The organism is Variovorax sp. W1I1 (assembly GCF_030815625.1).
Lineage (GTDB): Bacteria > Pseudomonadota > Gammaproteobacteria > Burkholderiales > Burkholderiaceae_C > Variovorax > Variovorax paradoxus_C.
Genome location: NZ_JAUSWZ010000001.1, coordinates 3,392,521 through 3,409,911, shown reverse-complemented (window position 1 = coordinate 3,409,911; position 17,391 = coordinate 3,392,521). Strand labels below are relative to the sequence as shown.

The window sequence follows — 17,391 nt, the reverse complement described above, 5'->3', positions numbered from 1 at the left end:
ACCAACGAACACATGACCACCAACGACAACAGCGAAGCGATGGAAGAGGGCGCAGACCGCTACAACGTGCCTGCGCTCGAACGCGGCCTGCGCGTGCTGTGCGAATTCAGCCGCGAGAACCGCACGCTCTCCGCACCCGAGCTGGCGCGCCGCTTCGACCTGCCGCGCTCGACCGTGTTCCGCCTGCTCACCACGCTGGAGAACATGGGCTTCCTGGAGCGTGCCGAGGGCGGGCGCGATTACCGCCTCGGGCTTGCGGTGCTGCGCCTGGGCTTTGAATACCTCGCCTCGCTGGAGCTCACGCAGCTCGGCACGCCGCTGCTCAACCGCCTGTGCGACGAACTGCGCACGCCCTGCAACCTGGTGGTGCGCGACGGGCGTTCGATCGTCTACGTCGCCAAGGTCGCGCCGCCCACGCCCTTCGCCAGTTCGGTCACCGTGGGCACCCGCCTGCCGGCGCACGCCACGGTGCTGGGCCGCGTGCTGCTCGAAGACCTCACGCTGCCGCAACTTCGCGCGCTCTACCCCGAGGACAAGCTGGAGACCTTCTCGCCGAGCACGCCCAAGACGGTGAACGAACTCTTCGACATGGTGCAGGCCGACCGCACGCGCGGCTATGTGCTGGGCGAAGGTTTCTTCGAATCGAACATCTCCAGCATCGCCGCGCCGGTGCGGGATCACAGCGGCCACATCGTTGCTGCCCTGGGCGCAACCATCACCTCGGGCCACATCGAGGAGAACCGCATGGACGAGATGGTGCTGCGCGTGCGCAGCACCGCGGAGGAGATCTCGGGCCTCTTGAACTACTCGCCTGCGCGCAGCAACAAGGTGGTGCCGCTTCGCAGCGCGTGACGACATGACGGACGTGACGGACATGACGATGCAGGCACCTTCCCATTTCTTCGCCGCCGATGCGTTGGCGGGCCGCGTGGCGGTGGTCACGGGCGGTTCCTCGGGCATCGGCCTCGCGACCGTCGAGTTGCTGCTTGCGAGCGGCGCCGCCGTCGCGCTGTGCGGCCGCAACGCCGAGCGGCTCGATGGTGCGGTGGCCGGCCTCCGCGCGCAGTTCCCCAACGCAAAGCTCTTCGCCCAATCTTGCGACGTGCTCGATGGCGCCGCGGTGAAAGCCTTCGCCGCCGCCAGCGAAGCAGCGCTCGGCCCGGCCTCGATGCTCGTCAACAACGCGGGGCAGGGGCGGGTCTCCACCTTCGCCGATACCGCCGACGCGGCGTGGATGGAAGAACTGCACCTGAAGTTCTTCTCCGTCATCCATCCCACGCGCGCCTTCCTGCCGCAGCTCGCCGCGCAGCGCGCCGTGCTGGGCGATGCCGCCATCGTCTGCGCCAACTCGCTGCTGGCACGCCAGCCCGAGCCGCACATGGTCGCCACCTCGGCCGCACGCGCGGGCCTGTTGAACCTCGTGCGTTCGATGGCCACCGAGTTCGCGCCGCAGGGCGTGCGCGTCAACGGCATCCTGATCGGCCTCGTCGAGTCCGGCCAGTGGCGCCGCCGCTTCGAGGCGCGCGAAGACAAGTCCGAGGACTGGGCCGCCTGGAGCACCCAGCTCGCGAAGACCAAACACATCCCGCTGGGTCGCCTGGGGCTTCCGACCGAAGCCGCACGCGCGATCCTTTTCCTCGCTTCGCCCCTCGCGTCGTACACGACGGGCAGCCACATCGATATCTCCGGAGGCCATTCGCGCCATGCATAAACCCAACAACAACATGGTCACGGTCGGCGCAGTCGTCGCGGCCTTTCTCGAACAGTGCGGCGTCAAGGCGGCCTTCGGCGTGATCTCGATCCACAACATGCCGATCCTCGATGCGTTCGCGCAGCGCGGCACCATCCGCTTCGTCTCCTCGCGCGGCGAGGCGGGCGCGGGCAACATGGCCGACGCCTATGCGCGCTCCACCGCGAGCCTGGGCGTGTGCATCACCAGCACCGGCCCGGCCGCGGGCAACATCGCGGGCAGCCTGGTCGAGGCGCTGACCGCCGGTGCGCCGCTCTTGCACATCACCGGGCAGATCGAGACGCCGTACCTGGACAAGGGCATGTCGTACATCCACGAGGCGCCCGACCAGCTCACGATGCTCAAGGCGGTGTCGAAGGCCGCGCTGCGGGTGCGCAGCGTGGAGACGGTGCTCGGCACGCTCAAGCGCGCAGTGCAGCTCGCGCTGACGGCACCGACCGGCCCGGTGAGCGTTGAGATTCCGATCGACATCCAGTCGGCCCTCACCACCATGCCGGCCGACCTCTCGCCGCTGCCCATCGAGCGCCCTGTGCCCTCGGCAGCCGGTCTCGATGCGCTGGCCGCACGCCTCAAATCAGCGAAGCGCCCGTTGCTGTGGGTCGGCGGCGGTGCGCGCCATGCCCGCGCTGCGATCCAGCGCCTGCAGAAGCTGGGCTTCGGCGTGGTCACCACCACGCAGGGCCGCGGCACCGTGCCTGAAGACGACGCTGGCTCTCTCGGCGCCTACAACATCCAGAAGCCGGTCGAGGCGTTCTATCAAACCTGCGACGCGATGCTCGTGGTCGGCTCGCGCCTGCGCGGCAACGAGACGCTCAAGTACGAACTGAAGCTGCCGCGCCCGCTGTACCGCATCGACGCCGATGCCGCCGCCGAAGGCCGCTGCTATGCCTCGGAAGCTTTCGTCTGGGGCGATTCGGCCCTGGCCCTCGAAGGCCTGGCCGACCGCCTCGAAGCCACCGGCTACAAGGCCGATCCGCAACTGCTGGTCGACCTGCGCGCCGCGCACGACCAGGCGGTGGCCACGCTGCGCGACGGCCTCGGTCCGTACGCTGAACTCGTGCGCCGGCTGCAGTCGGTGGCGGGTCGCCAGTTCAACTGGGTGCGCGACGTCACTGTCTCCAACAGCACCTGGGGCAACCGCGAGCTGCGCATCTTCGAACCGAGCGCCGGCGTGCACGCCACGGGCGGCGGCATCGGGCAGGGCATGCCGATGGCGATCGGCGCGGCCATCGGCGCGGCCGTCACCGGCTCGGGCCGCAAGACCTTCTGCCTGGCCGGCGACGGCGGCTTCATCCTGAACCTGGGCGAACTGGCCTGCATGGTGCAGGAGAAGGCACCGATGGTGATCGTGCTCATGAACGACAAGAGCTACGGCGTCATCAAGAACATCCAGGATGCGCAGTACGGCGGTCGCCAGTGCTACGCCGAGCTGCACACGCCCGACTACGACTTGCTGTGCAAGTCCATCGCGCTGCCGCACGCCCGAGTGAAGGACCTGGCCGACCTGCCGGCGCGCCTTGACGAAGCGCTTTCCACCGACGGCCCCTTCCTGCTGGAGATCGACATGCTGTCGATCGGCGGCTTCAAGACCAGCTTCGCCGGCCCGCCGACCAACACGGTCACGCAGATTCCCGCGCTCGGCACGGCCCAGTGAGAGCAAACGGAGCCACGCCCATGACCACCATCACGCGCATCGCACTCATCGGCTGCGGCGCCATCGGCACCGCGGTGCTCGAGCTCTTGCGGGACGATCCGGCCCTGCGGGTGACGGTCGTCGTCGTGCCCGCCGAAGGCATGGCCGTCGCTCAGAAGGCGGTGCCGGACGTACAGGTGGCGAGCATGGTGCCGGTCGCCGGCATCGACCTCGTGGTCGAGACGGCCGGACACGCAGCCATCGAAGAGCATGTGCTGCCGGCGCTCGCGCGCGGCACGCCCTGCGTGGTCGCCTCGGTCGGCGCGTTGTCGGCTGCTGGCCTCGCTGAAAAGCTCGAAGCCGCCGCCATCGCCGGCCGCACGCAGGTGCAACTGATTCCCGGCGCCATCGGCGCGATCGATGCGCTCGCCGCGGCCCGCATCGGTGGGCTCGACAGCGTGCGCTACACCGGCCGGAAGCCCCCGAAGGCCTGGAAGGGCACGCCGGCCGAGCAGGGCCGTGACCTCGATGCGCTGACAGAAGCTACGGTGATCTTCGAAGGCAGCGCGCGCGAAGCCGCCTTGCTCTACCCGAAGAACGCCAACGTCGCGGCCACGGTCTCGCTCGCGGGCCTAGGCCTCGACAAGACCTTGGTGCGCCTCATCGCCGACCCCGCCACCGCCGAGAACGTGCACACCGTCGAAGCCGAGGGCGCCTTCGGCAGCTTCGAGCTGACCATGCGCAACAAGCCGCTCGCGGCCAACCCCAAGACATCGGCGCTGACCGTGTACAGCGCGGTGCGCGCGCTGCGCAACCGCGTCGCACCCCTCGCCATCTGAATTGCTCCCCATGATTTCCTCCGAACTTCTCCCGATCTGCATTGCCGGCGAATGGCGCCTTGGCGGCGGCGACGTGTATGAAAGCCTGTACCCCGCCACCGGCGAGCCGATCGCGCGCCTGAAGGCCGCGAGCCTCGCCGACGTGGAGGAGGCGATCACCCGCGCCGACCACGCCTTCCGCACCAGCGGCTGGGCGCAGCGCCTGCCGCACGAGCGCGCCGCGGTGCTGCACCGTGTGGCGCAGTTGATCCGCGAAGAGAGCGAATCGCTCGCGCAGAAGCAGCGCCTGGACAACGGCAAGCCGATCAATGAAACGCGCAACCTCGTGGCGAGCGCTGCGGGAACCTTCCAGTTCTTCGCGGCGGCGCTGGAGACGCTCGAAGAAACCATCACCCCGTCGCGCGGTGCCTTCGTCACGATGAGCGTGCACGAGCCGATGGGCGTGGTCGCCGCCATCACGCCGTGGAACTCGCCCATCGCGAGCGAAGCGCAGAAGCTCGCGCCGGCGCTCGCCGCCGGCAACGCGGTGGTCGTGAAGCCCGCCGAAGTCACGCCGCTGATGGCGCTGGAACTGGCGCGCATCTGCGAAGCGGCCGGCGTGCCGAAGGGCATCGTGAGCGTGCTGCCGGGCAAGGGTTCGGTCATCGGCGACGCGATCACGAAGCATCCATTGGTCAAGCGCGTGTCGTTCACCGGCGGCACTACCACCGGCAAGCACATCGCCCACATCGCGGCCGACAAGATGATGCCGGTGTCGCTGGAGCTGGGTGGCAAGTCGCCCACGATGGTGCTCGACGACGCGGACCTCGACCACGCGGTGAACGGCGTGCTCTACGGCATCTTCAGTTCGTCGGGCGAGTCGTGCATCGCGGGCTCGCGCCTGTTCGTCGCGCGCAGCATCTACGACGAGTTCCTCACGCGGCTGGCCGAAGGCGCCAATGCGCTGCGCGTGGGCGACCCGGCGTCGGAGCAGACGCAGATGGGCCCGCTCATCACGGCCAAGCACCGGGAAGGCATCGAACGCTATGTGGACCTCGGCGTGTCCGAAGGCGGCCGTATCCGCACGGGCGGCGTGCGCCCGCACGGCGCCGGCTACGACAGCGGCTACTTCTACAAGCCGACCATCATCGAAGGGCTGGACAACAGCGCGCGCATCAGCCAGGAAGAGATCTTCGGCCCGGTGCTCGTCGCGATGCCTTTCGACGACGAGGAATCGCTGATCGCGCAGGCCAACGACAGCGTCTACGCACTGGCCGCAGGCGTGTGGAGCCGCGATTTCAAGCGCGCCTGGAAGCTCGGCCGCGCGGTGCAGGCCGGCACGGTCTGGGTCAACACCTACAAGCAGTTCTCCGTGTCGACGCCGTTCGGCGGCTGGCGCGACAGCGGCCTCGGCCGCGAGAAGGGCCGCGAAGGCATCTTCCAGTACATGGAGCAGAAGAGCATGTACTGGGGCACCAACGACCAGCCGCTCCCATGGGCGAACTGAAGAGGACACGGCCATGAGCGTTCTAGGCATCGACCAGATCACCTACGGGGCGGACGACCTCCCCACCTGCCGCCAGTTCTTCGAGGACTGGGGGCTCACCCTGAAGTCGGAAGCGGCTGACGAACTCGTCTTCGAGTGCCTCAACGGCTGCAAGGTTGTCGTTGCGGCGTTGGACAAGGCGAATCTGCCGCCCGCGATGGAAGAAGGCCCGACGCTGCGCGAAGTGGTGTGGGGCGTCGAAAGCGACGCGGACCTCGACCGCTACGCCGCCGCCATCTCGAAAGACCCGGCGTTCTTCGACGCCACCGTCGATGGCGCGCGCCGCATCGGCTGCATCGACCCCAACGGCCTCGCCGTGCGCCTGCAGGTCAGCCGCAAGCACGCGGTGGAAGTCGACTGCGGCGCGATGAACACCTGGAACGCCAAGCTGCGCGTGAACCAGCCCGCGCCGATCTACGAGCGCGCGACGCCCATCGAAGTCGGCCACGTCGTGTTCTTCGTGAGCGATGTGGTGAGCACCAGTGCGTTCTACGCGGATCGCTTCGGCTTCGTCTCGTCCGACAGCTACCCGAACCGCGGCGCCTTCATGCGCTGCGCGGCCGAGGGCGGCCACCACGACCTGTTCCTGCTGCAGATCCCCTCGGGCAAGCGCGGCCTGAACCACGTGGCCTTCACCGTGCGCGACATCCACGAAGTGTTCGGCGGCGGCCTGCATTTCTCGCGCCGCGGCTGGGAGACGCAGCTCGGCCCGGGGCGGCATCCGGTGTCGTCGGCCTACTTCTGGTACTTCAAGAACCCGGCCGGTGGACTCATCGAGTACTACGCCGATGAAGACCAGCTCACCGCCGATTGGCAGCCGCGCGAGTTCGAGCCCGGCCCGACGGTGTTCGCCGAATGGGCGGTCGATGGCGGCCTCGACGGCCACACGCGCCGCCAGAAGAACGCGGAAGGCCCGAAGGGCGCTTTCCTCACCGAGAAGAAATGACTGACTCGATCATCACCATGCAACGACGTTTTTCCATCTCCCTTCTGTTCGCCGCATTGGCCGCTGTTGTCATGCCGGTGCATGCGCAGGGCGACGCACAGAAGCAGCTCTCCAGCGAGCGCTTCACCATCGTCTCGCCGTTCCCGCCCGGCGGGCCGGTCGACACGCTGGCGCGTGTGCTCTCCGACGACCTTGCCAAGCGCTACGGCCAAGCCGCCGTGGTCGAGAACCTCGTGGGCGCGGCCGGCAACATCGGCATCGACAAGGCCAAGCGCGCGAAGGGCGACGGCCACACGCTGCTGGTGGTGCCGGCGGGCAATCTCACGATCAACCCGACGCTGATGCCGAACTTCCCGTTCGATATCGAGAAAGACTTCGTGCCCGTCACCATGCTCGCCAAGGCGCCCAACGTGCTGGTGGCAGCGCCGTCGTCGGGCATCAAGAGCGCGAAGGAACTGGTCGCGATGGCCAAGGCCAAGCCCAACACGCTGTCGTATGCGTCGCCCGGCGTGGGCAGCGGCCTGCACCTGGCGGGCGAACTCTTCAAGCAGCAGGCCGGCATCGACCTGCTGCACGTGCCCTACAAGGGCACGGCGCCCGCGCTCAACGACGTGCTCGGCGGCTCGGTGCCGCTGATGTTCAGCAACCTGCCCGCGACCATGCCCTTCATCAAGAACGGCAAGCTCATCGCGCTGGGCGTGACCGAGGCCAAGCGCAGCGCGGCGGCGCCTGACATCCCGACGCTGGCGGAGCAGGGCATCCAGGGCGTGACCGTGACCTCGTGGTACGGATTGCTGGCACCCAAGGGCACGCCGCCCGCCGTGGTCGAGCAGCTCGCGAAGGACGCGGCGCAGATGCTCGCCCAGCCCGATGTGCGCGAGCGCCTGAAGGTGCAGGGCATGACGGATGCGGCGATGAAGCCCTCCGAATTCGCTGCGCACATCCGCGAAGAAACAGCCGTGTGGGCCCGAATCATCAAGGCCCGCAACATCGTGGCCGAGTGAGCCGCAAGCAAGAACCAGGCAGAGACATCATGAAGACAAGCGAATCCACCATCGGCATCGTCGGTGCCGGCATCGGCGGCCTGGTGGCTGCCATCGCGCTGCGGCGCGCCGGGCACGACGTGGTCGTGTTCGAGCAGGCGAAGCAATTCGCCCGCGTAGGTGCGGACATCAACCTCACGCCCAACGCGGTGCGCGCGCTCGACGGGCTGGGCGTTGGTGAAGCAGCCCGCGTGACGGCGGCGCGCCCGTCGCACCGCATCAGCCGCACCTACGACACCGGCGAAGAAACCTCGCGGCTGGAGATGGCCGATTCGGCGGAAGAACGTTATGGCGCACCGCAGCTCACCATCCACCGCGCCGACCTGCTGGCCGCATTGGCCGACATGTTCCCGGCCGAGCGTGTCGCTCTAGGCAAGCGCGCCGAGAAGATCGCTGCGGACGAAGAGGGCGTCACCCTCTCGTTCACCGACGGCACGAGCGCCCGCGTCGGCGTGCTGCTCGGCGCAGATGGCATTCACTCGTGCGTGCGCACCGCGATGTTCGGCGCGGAGAGCCCGCGCTTCACCGGCATCGTCGCCTACCGCGCCGTCGTGCCCGCCGAGCGCGTGGCCGGCGTGCCGAACCTCGGCGCATTCACCAAGTGGTGGGGCCCGAATCCGCAGAGCCAGATCGTCACCTTCCCGCTGAACCGCGGCAAGGACATCTTCATCTTCGCGACCACGCCGCAGGACACCTGGCACCTCGAATCGTGGACCGCGCCCGGCAGCGTCGACGAGCTGCGCGAACAGTACGTGGCCTATCACCCCGAGGCGCGCGCCTTGCTCGATGCCTGCGACACGGTGCTCAAGACCGCGCTGTACGAACGCGACCCGATGCCCGCATGGGCCGAGGGCCGCATGGCGCTGCTGGGCGACGCGGCGCACCCGATGCTGCCGTTCATGGCGCAGGGCGCGGGCATGGCGATCGAAGACGCCGTGGTGCTCTCGCGCCACCTCGAAGGCGTGTCGATGTCCGATGCGGCCGAGGCGCTGAAGAGCTACGAGAAAGCCCGCATCGAGCGCGCCAGCCAGGTGCAGCTCGGCTCGCGCGGCAACAACTGGCTGCGCGAAGGCGGCAATGCGGACTGGGTCTACGGCTACGACGCCTGGGCAGTGCCGCTCGGCGCGCCTGCCGTCGCAGCAGCGACAGCCACCGCCTGATTTCATTTCACCTCACCCCCGGAGGCCCACGATGCAACAAGACCGCTATCTCCAACCGCACCAGGCGCGTCAGCGCCCCGCCACCACTTACGAAGACCTGCTGGGCGACGTGATCGAACGCGCCTTCGCCGATGGCATTCACGACCTGGGCGGCCTCGTGCAGCGCCTGAACGACAGCGGCCTCGCCACCCCCGGTGGCCAGCCCTGGACCGAAGCGCTGTACCGCAAGGAAATGGCCGCGCTCGCTGCCTGAGAGGAACCCCCATGACCATCGCCATCACTCCCGTTCCCGCCGACCCGGTCGACCACCTGCTCGAGATCGGCCTGAAAGACCTCTGGTACCCGATCTGTCCCTCGCACTTCATCAAGGAGAACCCCATTTCCCTGCGCCGCCTCGGCCGCAAGATTGCCCTGTGGCGTGACGGCGAAGGTGTGCTGCATGCGCTGGAAGACCGCTGCCCGCACCGCGGCGCGCCGCTGTCGCAGGGCGTGATCCTGGGCGACCGCCTCTCGTGCCCGTACCACGGCGTCGAGGTGCGCCATGACGGCGTCGTCACGCGCGTGCCCGGCAGCCCCGGCTGCAAGCTCGAAGGCTCGCAAGCCACGCGCCACTTCCATGTGCAGGAGCGCGCCGGTGCCGTGTTCCTCTATAACTCAAAGGAGTCGGTCGACATTCCGCCGCCGCTGGTGCTGCCCGAACAGCTCACCGACGAGGCCGAGTACGCGTCCTTCCTCTGCTACACCGAGTGGAAGGGCGACTACCGTTACGTGCTCGACAACGTGATGGACCCGATGCACGGCACCTACCTGCACAAGCAGTCGCACTCGATGGCCGAGGGCGATTCGTCGGCGAAGTTCGGCATTCGCCAGACCGACATCGGCTTCGTGTTCGAGAAGGAAGGCCAGCGCAACGTCAACTTCGACTGGACCGAATGGGCCGACACCGGCATCCACTGGATGCGGCTGGAGATCCCGTACCCGAAGACCGGCGGCCCCGGCGGCAACTTCATCATCATCGGCGCGTTCTCGCCCATGGCCAATGGCATGACGGCCACCTTCTTCTGGCGCGTGCGCAAGCTCGCGAAGGGCTGGGAGCGCGACACCTGGCGCTTCCTCTACAAGAACCGCCTGGAGGCGCGCCACTGGCATGTGCTGGAGCAGGACCGCGTGATGCTCGAGGAGATGGAGCCCGACGCCAACCAGCACGAGAACCTGTACCAGCACGACCTGGGCATCGTTCGCCTCCGCCGCCACATGCGCAACCTCGCCGTAGCGCAGTTGGCCGAAGCCACCGAAGCCGCGACGGCCTGACCGGGAAGCGAGCACGCCCATGTCTTCTCCCACGCTGAACGCCCTCGTGCACACGATGCGCTACGAGGCCGACGGCATCGTCAGTGTCGAGTTCCGGCCGCCCACGCCCGCCGTGGACTTTCCGGCCTTCGAAGCCGGCTCCCACATCGACCTGCATCTGCCCAACGGGCTGGTGCGCAGCTACTCGCTGTGCAATCCGGCCAGCGACCGTCAGCGCTACGTGGTCGGCGTGCTCAACGACCGCAAGAGCCGCGGCGGCTCGCGCTATGTGCATCAGCAGCTGCGCGTGGGCATGACGCTGCCGATCTCGGCGCCGCGCAACAACTTCAAGCTGCAAGAGGACGCCGAGCGCTCGGTGCTTGTGGCCGGCGGCATCGGCGTGACGCCCATCTGGTGCATGCTGCAGCGGCTCGCGGCCATCGGCCAGCCGGTGGAACTGCTGTACTGCGCACGCACCCGCAAGGAGTCCGCGTTCTGCGAAGCCATCGAGGCGCTCGCGACAGAGAAGGCGATCCCGCTCACCTGGCACTTCGACGACGAGAAGGGCGCACCGCCCGACCTCGCGAAGCTGCTGGCGGGCAAGGGCGCCGCGAGCCACTACTACTGCTGCGGCCCGACGCCGATGCTCGATGCGTTCGAGAAGAGTTGCGAACAACTGGGCTATGCCAACGCGCACATCGAGCGTTTCGCCGCCGTGCATGTGGAGGCGCCGAGCGCGACGCAAGGCTGCGTGGTGCAGTGCGCGAAGAGCGGCAAGAGCGTGGAGGTGCCGGCCGGCAAGTCGATCCTCGACAGCCTCATCGACGCCGGACTCAACCCCGATCACAGTTGCAAGGAAGGCGTCTGCGGCGCCTGCGAAACAGCGGTTCTCGAAGGCGAAGTCGAGCACCACGACGGCATCCTCACCAAGATCGAACGTGCGTCCAACAAGACCATGATGATCTGCGTCTCTCGCTGCAAGGGCGAGCGGCTGGTGCTGGACATCTGAGAAAAACCAACCGAGACATCCCTTGAAAAACTACTTGATCGCGCTGGCTGCGGCCAGCACGGCTGGCGGAGCGCTGGCCCAATCTTCCCTCACGCTCTTCGGCGTGGTCGATGCAGCCGTCACCTACACGCGCGGCAGCGGCGACGGATCGGCCCACAAGACGCAGCTTTCCAACAGCGGCAACATGTTCAGCCGCCTCGGCTTTCGCGGCACCGAAGACCTGGGCGGCGGCTACTCGGCCAACTTCTGGCTCGAGATGGGCCTGCAGAACGACAGCGCGCTGGGCTTTCCCTCGAACTCGAACAACCAGGCGAGCGGCAACGGCACTGCGGGCGTGCTGAGCTTCAACCGCCGCTCGACCGTGAGCCTTGCCGGCTCGTTCGGCGAAGTGCGCCTGGGCCGCGACTACGTGCCCGCGTTCTGGAACACCGCCATCTTCGATCCCTTCGGCACGGGCGGCGGCATCGGTGCCAACCAGATCTATTTCTCGGGCCTCGGCGGCCTCGTCGCGCCGACGGGCACGCGTGCATCGAACAGCATCGGCTACCTGCTGCCGGCCTCGCTCGGCGGCTTCTACGGGCAGGTGATGTACGCGATGGGCGAGAACGATTCGAACTCGGTGCTGCCGGGCACGCGGGTGTCGAACAAGCGCGATGGCAACCACACGGGCCTGCGCTTCGGCTACCAGAACGGCGGCCTCAACATCGCACTGGCCACCGGCAAGACGCGCTATGCCAGCGGCGACCTGCGCGTGACCAACCTCGGCGCGGCCTACACCTTCGGTCCGTCGCTCATGAACCTGAAGCTCACGAGCGAGCTGTACACCGAGTCGAAGGGCACGACCGACGCGAAGGGCGCGCTCATCGGCTTCCAGCTGCCCATCGGCGTCGGCGAGATCAAGGCTTCGTACGCGCGCTACCGGCTGGAGCCCGCGGGCGCGGCGCTGAAGCCGACCTCGTCGAAGCTGGCCATCGGCTACGTGCACAACCTCTCGAAGCGCACCGCGCTGTACGCGACCATCGCACGCATCAGCAACAGCAACGGTGCCGCGCAAGCGCTCTCGGGCGCGATCACCGCGCCGAACCGAGCGTCCACCGGCACCGAGTTCGGCATGCGCCACATGTTCTAGGCGCACGCACGTCGCAGCAAACACGAACAAACACCCATGCAGAGCAAACACCTTCGTTGGTACGGCGTCGCCACCCTGTTCGCCATCGTTGCGATCTCGTACGTGGACCGCATCAACATCGCGGTGCTGATCACCGACGCCGCGTTCCTGAACCACGTGGGCCTCGCGGCGAACGACCGCGTGAGCCAGGGCCTGCTGGCGACGGCGTTCATGCTCGGCTACGGCGTGTCGGCCTTCGTGCTCACACCGTTCTGCTCGGCGCTCTTCGGCGTGCGGCGCAGCCTGATCTACGGATTGATCCTGTGGGGCGTGGTGACCTGGGCCTCGCCGATGTTCAACAGCTACGGCCTGCTGCTGGCTTCGCGCGTGCTGCTGGGCGTGTCGGAGGGGCCGCTGTTCTCGCTTGCTTCGTCGTACATCAAGGCGCACTTCCAGAGCCACGAAAACGGCAAGCCCAACGCGCTGGTGAACATGGGCACGGGCATCGGGCTGGCTGTCGGCTATCCGCTGGTGGGCTACCTGCTCGCGCAGTTCCAGTGGGACACCTCGTTCCATGTGCTGGGCATCATGAACATCGCGCTCGGCATTCCGCTGGTGCTTGCTTTCGTTCGCATGCCGCCCGGCAAGGAAGACGCGGCGCGGCCTTCGTCGCTCCGCGAGGCGATGGCGCGCGTAGGTGCGATCGTGAAAGGCGCGCTCCACACGCGGCACCTGTTCCTCATCACCTTGCTCACATCGGCGGCGCTGGCTTACCTCTGGGGCAGCAGCAACTGGTTGCCGACCTACCTGCATGAAGCGCGCGGCTTCTCGCTGCGCGAGATGGGCTGGCTCGCTTCGTTGCCGCAATACGCGACGGTGCTCGCCGTGCTCGTGAGCGGCGTTGTCATCGACAAGATCGAACGCGAACACGTGCCCTTCATCTTCATGGGGGCGAGCGCGGGCGTGGCGCTGTCGGTGCTGATGGCCATCAACGCGCACGATCCGTACGCGGCGGCGTGCTGCCTCGTTGCGGCCAACTTCTTCTGGGGACTGCAGAGCCCGGCGATCCCGAGCACCATTCAATACTGCTCGCGCCCCGAGCACACCGCGAGCGCCTTCGGCGTGACCAACGGGGCAGGGAGCCTCGTGGCGGGCTTCATGCCGGCGTTGATGGGCGGCGTGATCAGCGCGGTGTCGCATGGCTCTTCCGCATCGGGCACAGCCACTGCGTCGGCTGCATCCGCATCGGGCTTCTTCGCAGGTTTCGCGCTGCTGATAGGTACGCAGGTCATCGTGTTCGGCTGCGGCTTCGTGCTGTGGTTGCGCGAACGCACGCGCGTGGCGTCCAGCGCTGCGCATTCACAGGTTTTGTAGCGCCTGTATCGCCTTGAGGCCGGGAGTGTGGCTGCATCGTCACACTCGATGACTACGAGTTTTCGTACGCGCGCCGCGCTTGTGCCGCATCTGCGAAACCAACTTCGTATTGCACGACACGCATTGAATGCGGTGACTCCATTCGTCCTATCGGGCGCGAACATTTTGAGAGCGAAAAGTTCCGCGAGTCGTTGAGCTGTCGCATTCGATCAGCTACAACTGAGCGCATTCAATGGACGAGGGAATGCGCGTGATATCAACGACAAGAGCCGCAAGAATTCTGATCCTGACGAGCACAACGCGTGTCGTTTCTGCTGCGCATGAACGGCCAGCGTCGATGCACGGGTACTAAGGCACACAGAAGCCTTAAGGCCCGCTCCCCCCGCATCCCATCCACCCGCGATCCGACGGGAATGGAAGCCATCACCCCCCGCATCCTCGGGCCGCCTGCATAGCTTGCAGCGTGGCTTGGTGTCGCACGTGCATTCGCTTGTACGCAGCACATCGACTTAAGAAAAATTCCGGTGGTTCCGTTTTGTCCTGACGAACGTGTCGTTCGCCGGGAGGGTGCGGTGCTGCCTGTTCGCAGCGTCAGTCGTTCTTCCATCACCGCGCGTCTCCGCGCATCACCGGCTACCCGCCGATGCATGCAAGGACAGCGCAAATGTCCTTACCAAAAGGCGATCATGAAAAAACTCAACTACTCCCTCGTGAATCATCTTGCCATCACCGCAGTGACCCTTGCCGTTCTCACGGCTTGCGGCGGTGGCGGAGACAGCGGCCCTTCGTTCGGTGGCGGTTCGGGTGTCGGCCTGTCGGGCCCGATCACCTCCGGCCCGGCATCCGACAGCGCAGGCAAGACACCGGACGACGGCCTGCCGGCACCGGCCGCCGTGTCCGCGGTCGACAAGTCCGCCAAGCCGATGGAATTGCCCGACACCGTCTGGCCGAGCAACTACAAGCTGTGGTTCCGTCCCGATGCGGCGCTCAAGACGTTCGTGGGCCGCGGCGACGTGGAGATCGAAGTGCTCAAGCCCGTCGATGCGATCGTGGTCGCTGCACACAACCTCAACTTCGCCAAGGGCCGCACCACGCTGCGCAAGGTGTCGAACCCGGGCGAGGCGATCCCGCTGATCCCCACGCCTCAGACGCTCGGCGACTTCGTGCAGCTGCGTTTGAACGACGGCCAGATCGCCAAGGGCAAGTACCTGCTGCACATGGAATGGGACGGCAAGATCCAGTTCTCCGATGCGGAGTACTGCCCACCCGCCGAAATGGCGCGCAACCCGTTCTGCTCGGCCGCCACCGGCATCTTCAAGGTGGGCCTCTCCACGCCCGAAGGGGTGAGCAGCGATGCCATCGTGACGCAGGGCGAAACCAACTATGCGCGGCAGTGGTTCCCGGGCTGGGACGAGCCGGCCTTCCGCCACACCTTCGAGATCTCGGCCGAAGTGCCAGGCGACTGGAAGACGGTCTCGAACGGCGCGCAGAAGTCGGCGGTGAAGCTGCCCGACGGCTACCAGCAGGTGTCGTTCGAGAAGACGCCTTCGATGCCGATGTATCTCACCTTCTTCGGCGGCGGCAAGTTCGACATCCTGGCCGACACCTTCAAGAATCCGCTCGATGGCAGCGACATGCCGCTTCGCTGGTTCACGCCGCCGGGCCGCTCCGACTGGGCCAAGTTCGCGATGGAGTGGACCAAGGTGTCGATGGACTACTACTACAAGTACACCGGCATCCCGCTGCCCTTCAAGAAGTTCGACACGGTCGCTGCCAACGACAGCTACAACAACAAGCCGAACACCGGCTTCGGCGGCATGGAGAACTGGGGCTCCATCTTCGAGTTTGCCGATTCGGTGCTGACCAAGCCGGGCGACAAGCCCACGCTGTACTCGGTGACTGTGGTAACGCACGAAGTGGCGCACCAGTGGTTCGGTGACCTGGTCACGCTCGACTGGTGGGACAACGTGTGGCTCAACGAATCGTTCGCGCGCTGGTTCGAAAGGCGCACCACCATCAAGTTCCACCCCGAGTACTACAGCTTCTCGGACTACGTGCTGGACAAGCACAACGTGATCGTGGCCGACCTGAAGAACACCGCCGTTCCGGTGCAGCGCAACCTGAACGATGCGGGCTCCTTCGGCTTCATCAGCCCGTCGATCTTCGTCTACAACAAGGGCAGCCATGTGCTGGAGACTATCCAGAACTACATAGGCGAAGAGGCGATGCAGAAGGGCCTGCAGATCTACCTGAAGGACTACGCGTACGGCAACGTCACGCCGTCGCGCCTCTGGAGTTCGCTGGAGAAGGTCACCGACAAGAAGGTGAGCGACATCGGCGACAGCCTCATCCGCCAGACGGGGATTCCGCTCCTGACGGTGGACGCGCAATGCGCCGGCGACCGCACCTACGTGAACATCAGCCAGGAATCGTTCCCCAACCAGAACCAGTTCCCGGCCTCGACGTGGACCATCCCCGTCACGCTGGCGTATGGCAATTCGATGGAGCAGCGCAAGACCTTCGTGATGTCCAACAACGCGGTGCAGCTCGAGCTGCCGGGTTGCACGGCGGTGCTGGCCGGGCCGACCGGACAGGACTACTACGTGAGCAACTACAGCGCGCAGTCGTGGAGCGACCTCTTGGCCAAGGTGCAGAACTTCGCGGCCAACAAGCCGCTCTTGCTGAACATCGAGCGCGACGCGTTCCGCCTGCTGAGCGTGGGCCGCATCACGCAGGCGCAGTACGACCAGATCAAGGGCGTGCTGAACCTGCCGGCGCCGCTGCTCGCCAAGACGGACCTGAGCCAGCAGAAGATGGCGGCGGTGGATGCGGGCGAGAAGGAAGAGTACCCGCATGCACTGCGCTTCCAGGGCAGTCTGAAGCTGCGCGAGAACGACAAGCGCTGACCGAGCCTCGTGATTCACATCTGACCCACGCGTGAAGCCAGCCGGGCGCACCTTTTCGGGCGCGTCCGGCGGCTCATGCCTCACACCATGACCATCATGAAAAACCTGTTCAAGTACATCGTGGCGGGCGCCTGCGTCTCGCTGCTGGCCGGCTGCGGCGCGGGCGGCGGACCCGAGGCCGAGCTGGTCGGCGTCTACGCCATCAAGAAGAACGGCGCGCTCAAGGAAGTCGTGAAGATCGAGCGCCGGGGCGACCGCTACATCATGCGCGACAAGGTGCGCACGCCCGAGTGGAGCGAACCCAAGATGCAGATGCAGCCGGTGACGCGCGAGCGCTGGACCAAGATCACCACCGACAGCGAGAACACGAAGTTCGTCGGCGTGTCGAGCGACCAACTCGCGATCTTCAAGGTGCCGCCGGGGTGGCAGAAGAACAGCTTCAGGACGGAGACCGGGTACTTCCTGTTCTATTCGCAGGGGCCGGTGGAAGCGTTCAAGCTCTGACGGCTTGCGCTTTGGTTCGGTCAGTTCAGGGCGGCGATCACGCCGACGGGGTACCTTGCTCCGCGAATGTCCCCCGGCCTGCGGCCTCCTCCTTGATTTCGCTGCGCAAGGCACCCCATCGGCGTGCTCTTTTTCAGAGCAGTCGTTGATCAGCCGTACACCAGCAGCGCGTCCAAGTGCGCAGGGCATCGGGTGCTCCCCGCAGCGAAATCAAGGAGGAGGGGCGCAGCCCCGGGGGACATTCGCGGAGGGGAGTACCCGGTGGCCTGTGCACCCGCCCTGAACACACGCCCCTGAACCCGGA

Annotated in this window: 15 protein-coding genes; all 15 read left to right on the top strand. The window is 66.7% G+C overall.

Annotated elements, in window-relative coordinates:
• Nucleotides 1–12: 12 nt before the first annotated feature.
• The 15 genes from QFZ83_RS15940 to QFZ83_RS15870 all read left to right on the top strand — a co-directional run bounded on the left by QFZ83_RS15940 (nucleotide 13) and on the right by QFZ83_RS15870 (nucleotide 17,087).
• Nucleotides 13–852 carry an IclR family transcriptional regulator gene (locus QFZ83_RS15940; RefSeq protein WP_013542003.1) on the top strand — a complete coding sequence of 280 codons (840 nt, stop codon included), beginning with the start codon at nucleotides 13–15 and terminating at the stop codon, nucleotides 850–852.
• A gap of 22 nt (nucleotides 853–874) precedes the next feature.
• Entirely contained in the window at nucleotides 875–1,711 is an 837-nt protein-coding gene (locus tag QFZ83_RS15935; RefSeq protein ID WP_307512728.1) for an SDR family oxidoreductase, read from the top strand.
• Nucleotides 1,704–3,404 (top strand): thiamine pyrophosphate-binding protein, encoded by a 1,701-nt coding sequence (locus QFZ83_RS15930; RefSeq protein WP_307507994.1) that lies wholly within the window; start codon nucleotides 1,704–1,706, stop codon nucleotides 3,402–3,404. Before QFZ83_RS15935 ends, QFZ83_RS15930 begins: the two co-directional genes overlap by 8 nt.
• Nucleotides 3,405–3,433: 29 nt before the next feature.
• The gene (locus QFZ83_RS15925; protein WP_307512725.1) at nucleotides 3,434–4,222 is read left to right on the top strand and encodes an aspartate dehydrogenase; all 789 of its coding nucleotides are present in this window, start codon (nucleotides 3,434–3,436) and stop codon (nucleotides 4,220–4,222) included.
• Nucleotides 4,223–4,232: 10 nt separating this feature from the next.
• The gene (locus QFZ83_RS15920; RefSeq protein WP_307507992.1) at nucleotides 4,233–5,708 is read left to right on the top strand and encodes an aldehyde dehydrogenase; all 1,476 of its coding nucleotides are present in this window, start codon (nucleotides 4,233–4,235) and stop codon (nucleotides 5,706–5,708) included.
• Between the two features lie 13 nt (nucleotides 5,709–5,721).
• Nucleotides 5,722–6,693: a VOC family protein gene (locus QFZ83_RS15915; protein ID WP_307507991.1), complete on the top strand. Its 972-nt coding sequence runs from the start codon at nucleotides 5,722–5,724 to the stop codon at nucleotides 6,691–6,693.
• The gene (locus QFZ83_RS15910; protein ID WP_307507990.1) at nucleotides 6,690–7,697 is read left to right on the top strand and encodes a tripartite tricarboxylate transporter substrate binding protein; all 1,008 of its coding nucleotides are present in this window, start codon (nucleotides 6,690–6,692) and stop codon (nucleotides 7,695–7,697) included. Before QFZ83_RS15915 ends, QFZ83_RS15910 begins: the two co-directional genes overlap by 4 nt.
• Nucleotides 7,698–7,726: 29 nt before the next feature.
• Nucleotides 7,727–8,896, top strand: a complete 1,170-nt coding sequence (locus QFZ83_RS15905) for an FAD-dependent monooxygenase (protein WP_307507989.1) — start codon at nucleotides 7,727–7,729, stop codon at nucleotides 8,894–8,896.
• 31 nt (nucleotides 8,897–8,927) lie between these two features.
• Nucleotides 8,928–9,149 carry a recombinase-like helix-turn-helix domain-containing protein gene (locus tag QFZ83_RS15900; RefSeq protein ID WP_013541995.1) on the top strand — a complete coding sequence of 74 codons (222 nt, stop codon included), beginning with the start codon at nucleotides 8,928–8,930 and terminating at the stop codon, nucleotides 9,147–9,149.
• Nucleotides 9,150–9,160: 11 nt separating this feature from the next.
• Entirely contained in the window at nucleotides 9,161–10,207 is a 1,047-nt protein-coding gene (locus QFZ83_RS15895; protein ID WP_307507988.1) for an aromatic ring-hydroxylating dioxygenase subunit alpha, read from the top strand.
• A gap of 19 nt (nucleotides 10,208–10,226) precedes the next feature.
• Complete coding sequence (locus QFZ83_RS15890; protein ID WP_307507987.1) at nucleotides 10,227–11,195, top strand: PDR/VanB family oxidoreductase; 969 nt, start codon at nucleotides 10,227–10,229, stop codon at nucleotides 11,193–11,195.
• A 22-nt stretch (nucleotides 11,196–11,217) separates the two neighbouring features.
• Entirely contained in the window at nucleotides 11,218–12,324 is a 1,107-nt protein-coding gene (locus QFZ83_RS15885) for a porin (protein WP_307507986.1), read from the top strand.
• 36 nt (nucleotides 12,325–12,360) lie between these two features.
• A complete protein-coding gene (locus QFZ83_RS15880; protein ID WP_307507984.1) occupies nucleotides 12,361–13,677 on the top strand; it encodes an MFS transporter in 1,317 nt (438 codons plus the stop codon).
• 686 nt (nucleotides 13,678–14,363) lie between these two features.
• Nucleotides 14,364–16,583, top strand: coding sequence for a M1 family metallopeptidase (locus QFZ83_RS15875; RefSeq protein ID WP_307507983.1), 2,220 nt, complete (start codon nucleotides 14,364–14,366; stop codon nucleotides 16,581–16,583).
• 87 nt (nucleotides 16,584–16,670) lie between these two features.
• The gene (locus QFZ83_RS15870; protein ID WP_307507981.1) at nucleotides 16,671–17,087 is read left to right on the top strand and encodes a hypothetical protein; all 417 of its coding nucleotides are present in this window, start codon (nucleotides 16,671–16,673) and stop codon (nucleotides 17,085–17,087) included.
• The last annotated feature ends 304 nt before the right edge of the window (nucleotides 17,088–17,391 follow it).

Bases quoted from the DNA above. Each gene is read 5' to 3' on its own strand.
- QFZ83_RS15895 (WP_307507988.1), top strand. From the start codon at position 9,161: ATGACCATCGCCATCACTCCCGTTCCCGCCGACCCGGTCGACCACCTG.
- QFZ83_RS15910 (WP_307507990.1), top strand. From the start codon at position 6,690: ATGACTGACTCGATCATCACCATGCAACGACGTTTTTCCATCTCCCTT.
- QFZ83_RS15875 (WP_307507983.1), top strand. From the start codon at position 14,364: ATGAAAAAACTCAACTACTCCCTCGTGAATCATCTTGCCATCACCGCA.
- QFZ83_RS15890 (WP_307507987.1), top strand. From the start codon at position 10,227: ATGTCTTCTCCCACGCTGAACGCCCTCGTGCACACGATGCGCTACGAG.
- QFZ83_RS15870 (WP_307507981.1), top strand. From the start codon at position 16,671: ATGACCATCATGAAAAACCTGTTCAAGTACATCGTGGCGGGCGCCTGC.
- QFZ83_RS15930 (WP_307507994.1), top strand. From the start codon at position 1,704: ATGCATAAACCCAACAACAACATGGTCACGGTCGGCGCAGTCGTCGCG.
- QFZ83_RS15880 (WP_307507984.1), top strand. From the start codon at position 12,361: ATGCAGAGCAAACACCTTCGTTGGTACGGCGTCGCCACCCTGTTCGCC.
- QFZ83_RS15915 (WP_307507991.1), top strand. From the start codon at position 5,722: ATGAGCGTTCTAGGCATCGACCAGATCACCTACGGGGCGGACGACCTC.
- QFZ83_RS15935 (WP_307512728.1), top strand. From the start codon at position 875: ATGACGATGCAGGCACCTTCCCATTTCTTCGCCGCCGATGCGTTGGCG.
- QFZ83_RS15940 (WP_013542003.1), top strand. From the start codon at position 13: ATGACCACCAACGACAACAGCGAAGCGATGGAAGAGGGCGCAGACCGC.
- QFZ83_RS15920 (WP_307507992.1), top strand. From the start codon at position 4,233: ATGATTTCCTCCGAACTTCTCCCGATCTGCATTGCCGGCGAATGGCGC.
- QFZ83_RS15905 (WP_307507989.1), top strand. From the start codon at position 7,727: ATGAAGACAAGCGAATCCACCATCGGCATCGTCGGTGCCGGCATCGGC.
- QFZ83_RS15900 (WP_013541995.1), top strand. From the start codon at position 8,928: ATGCAACAAGACCGCTATCTCCAACCGCACCAGGCGCGTCAGCGCCCC.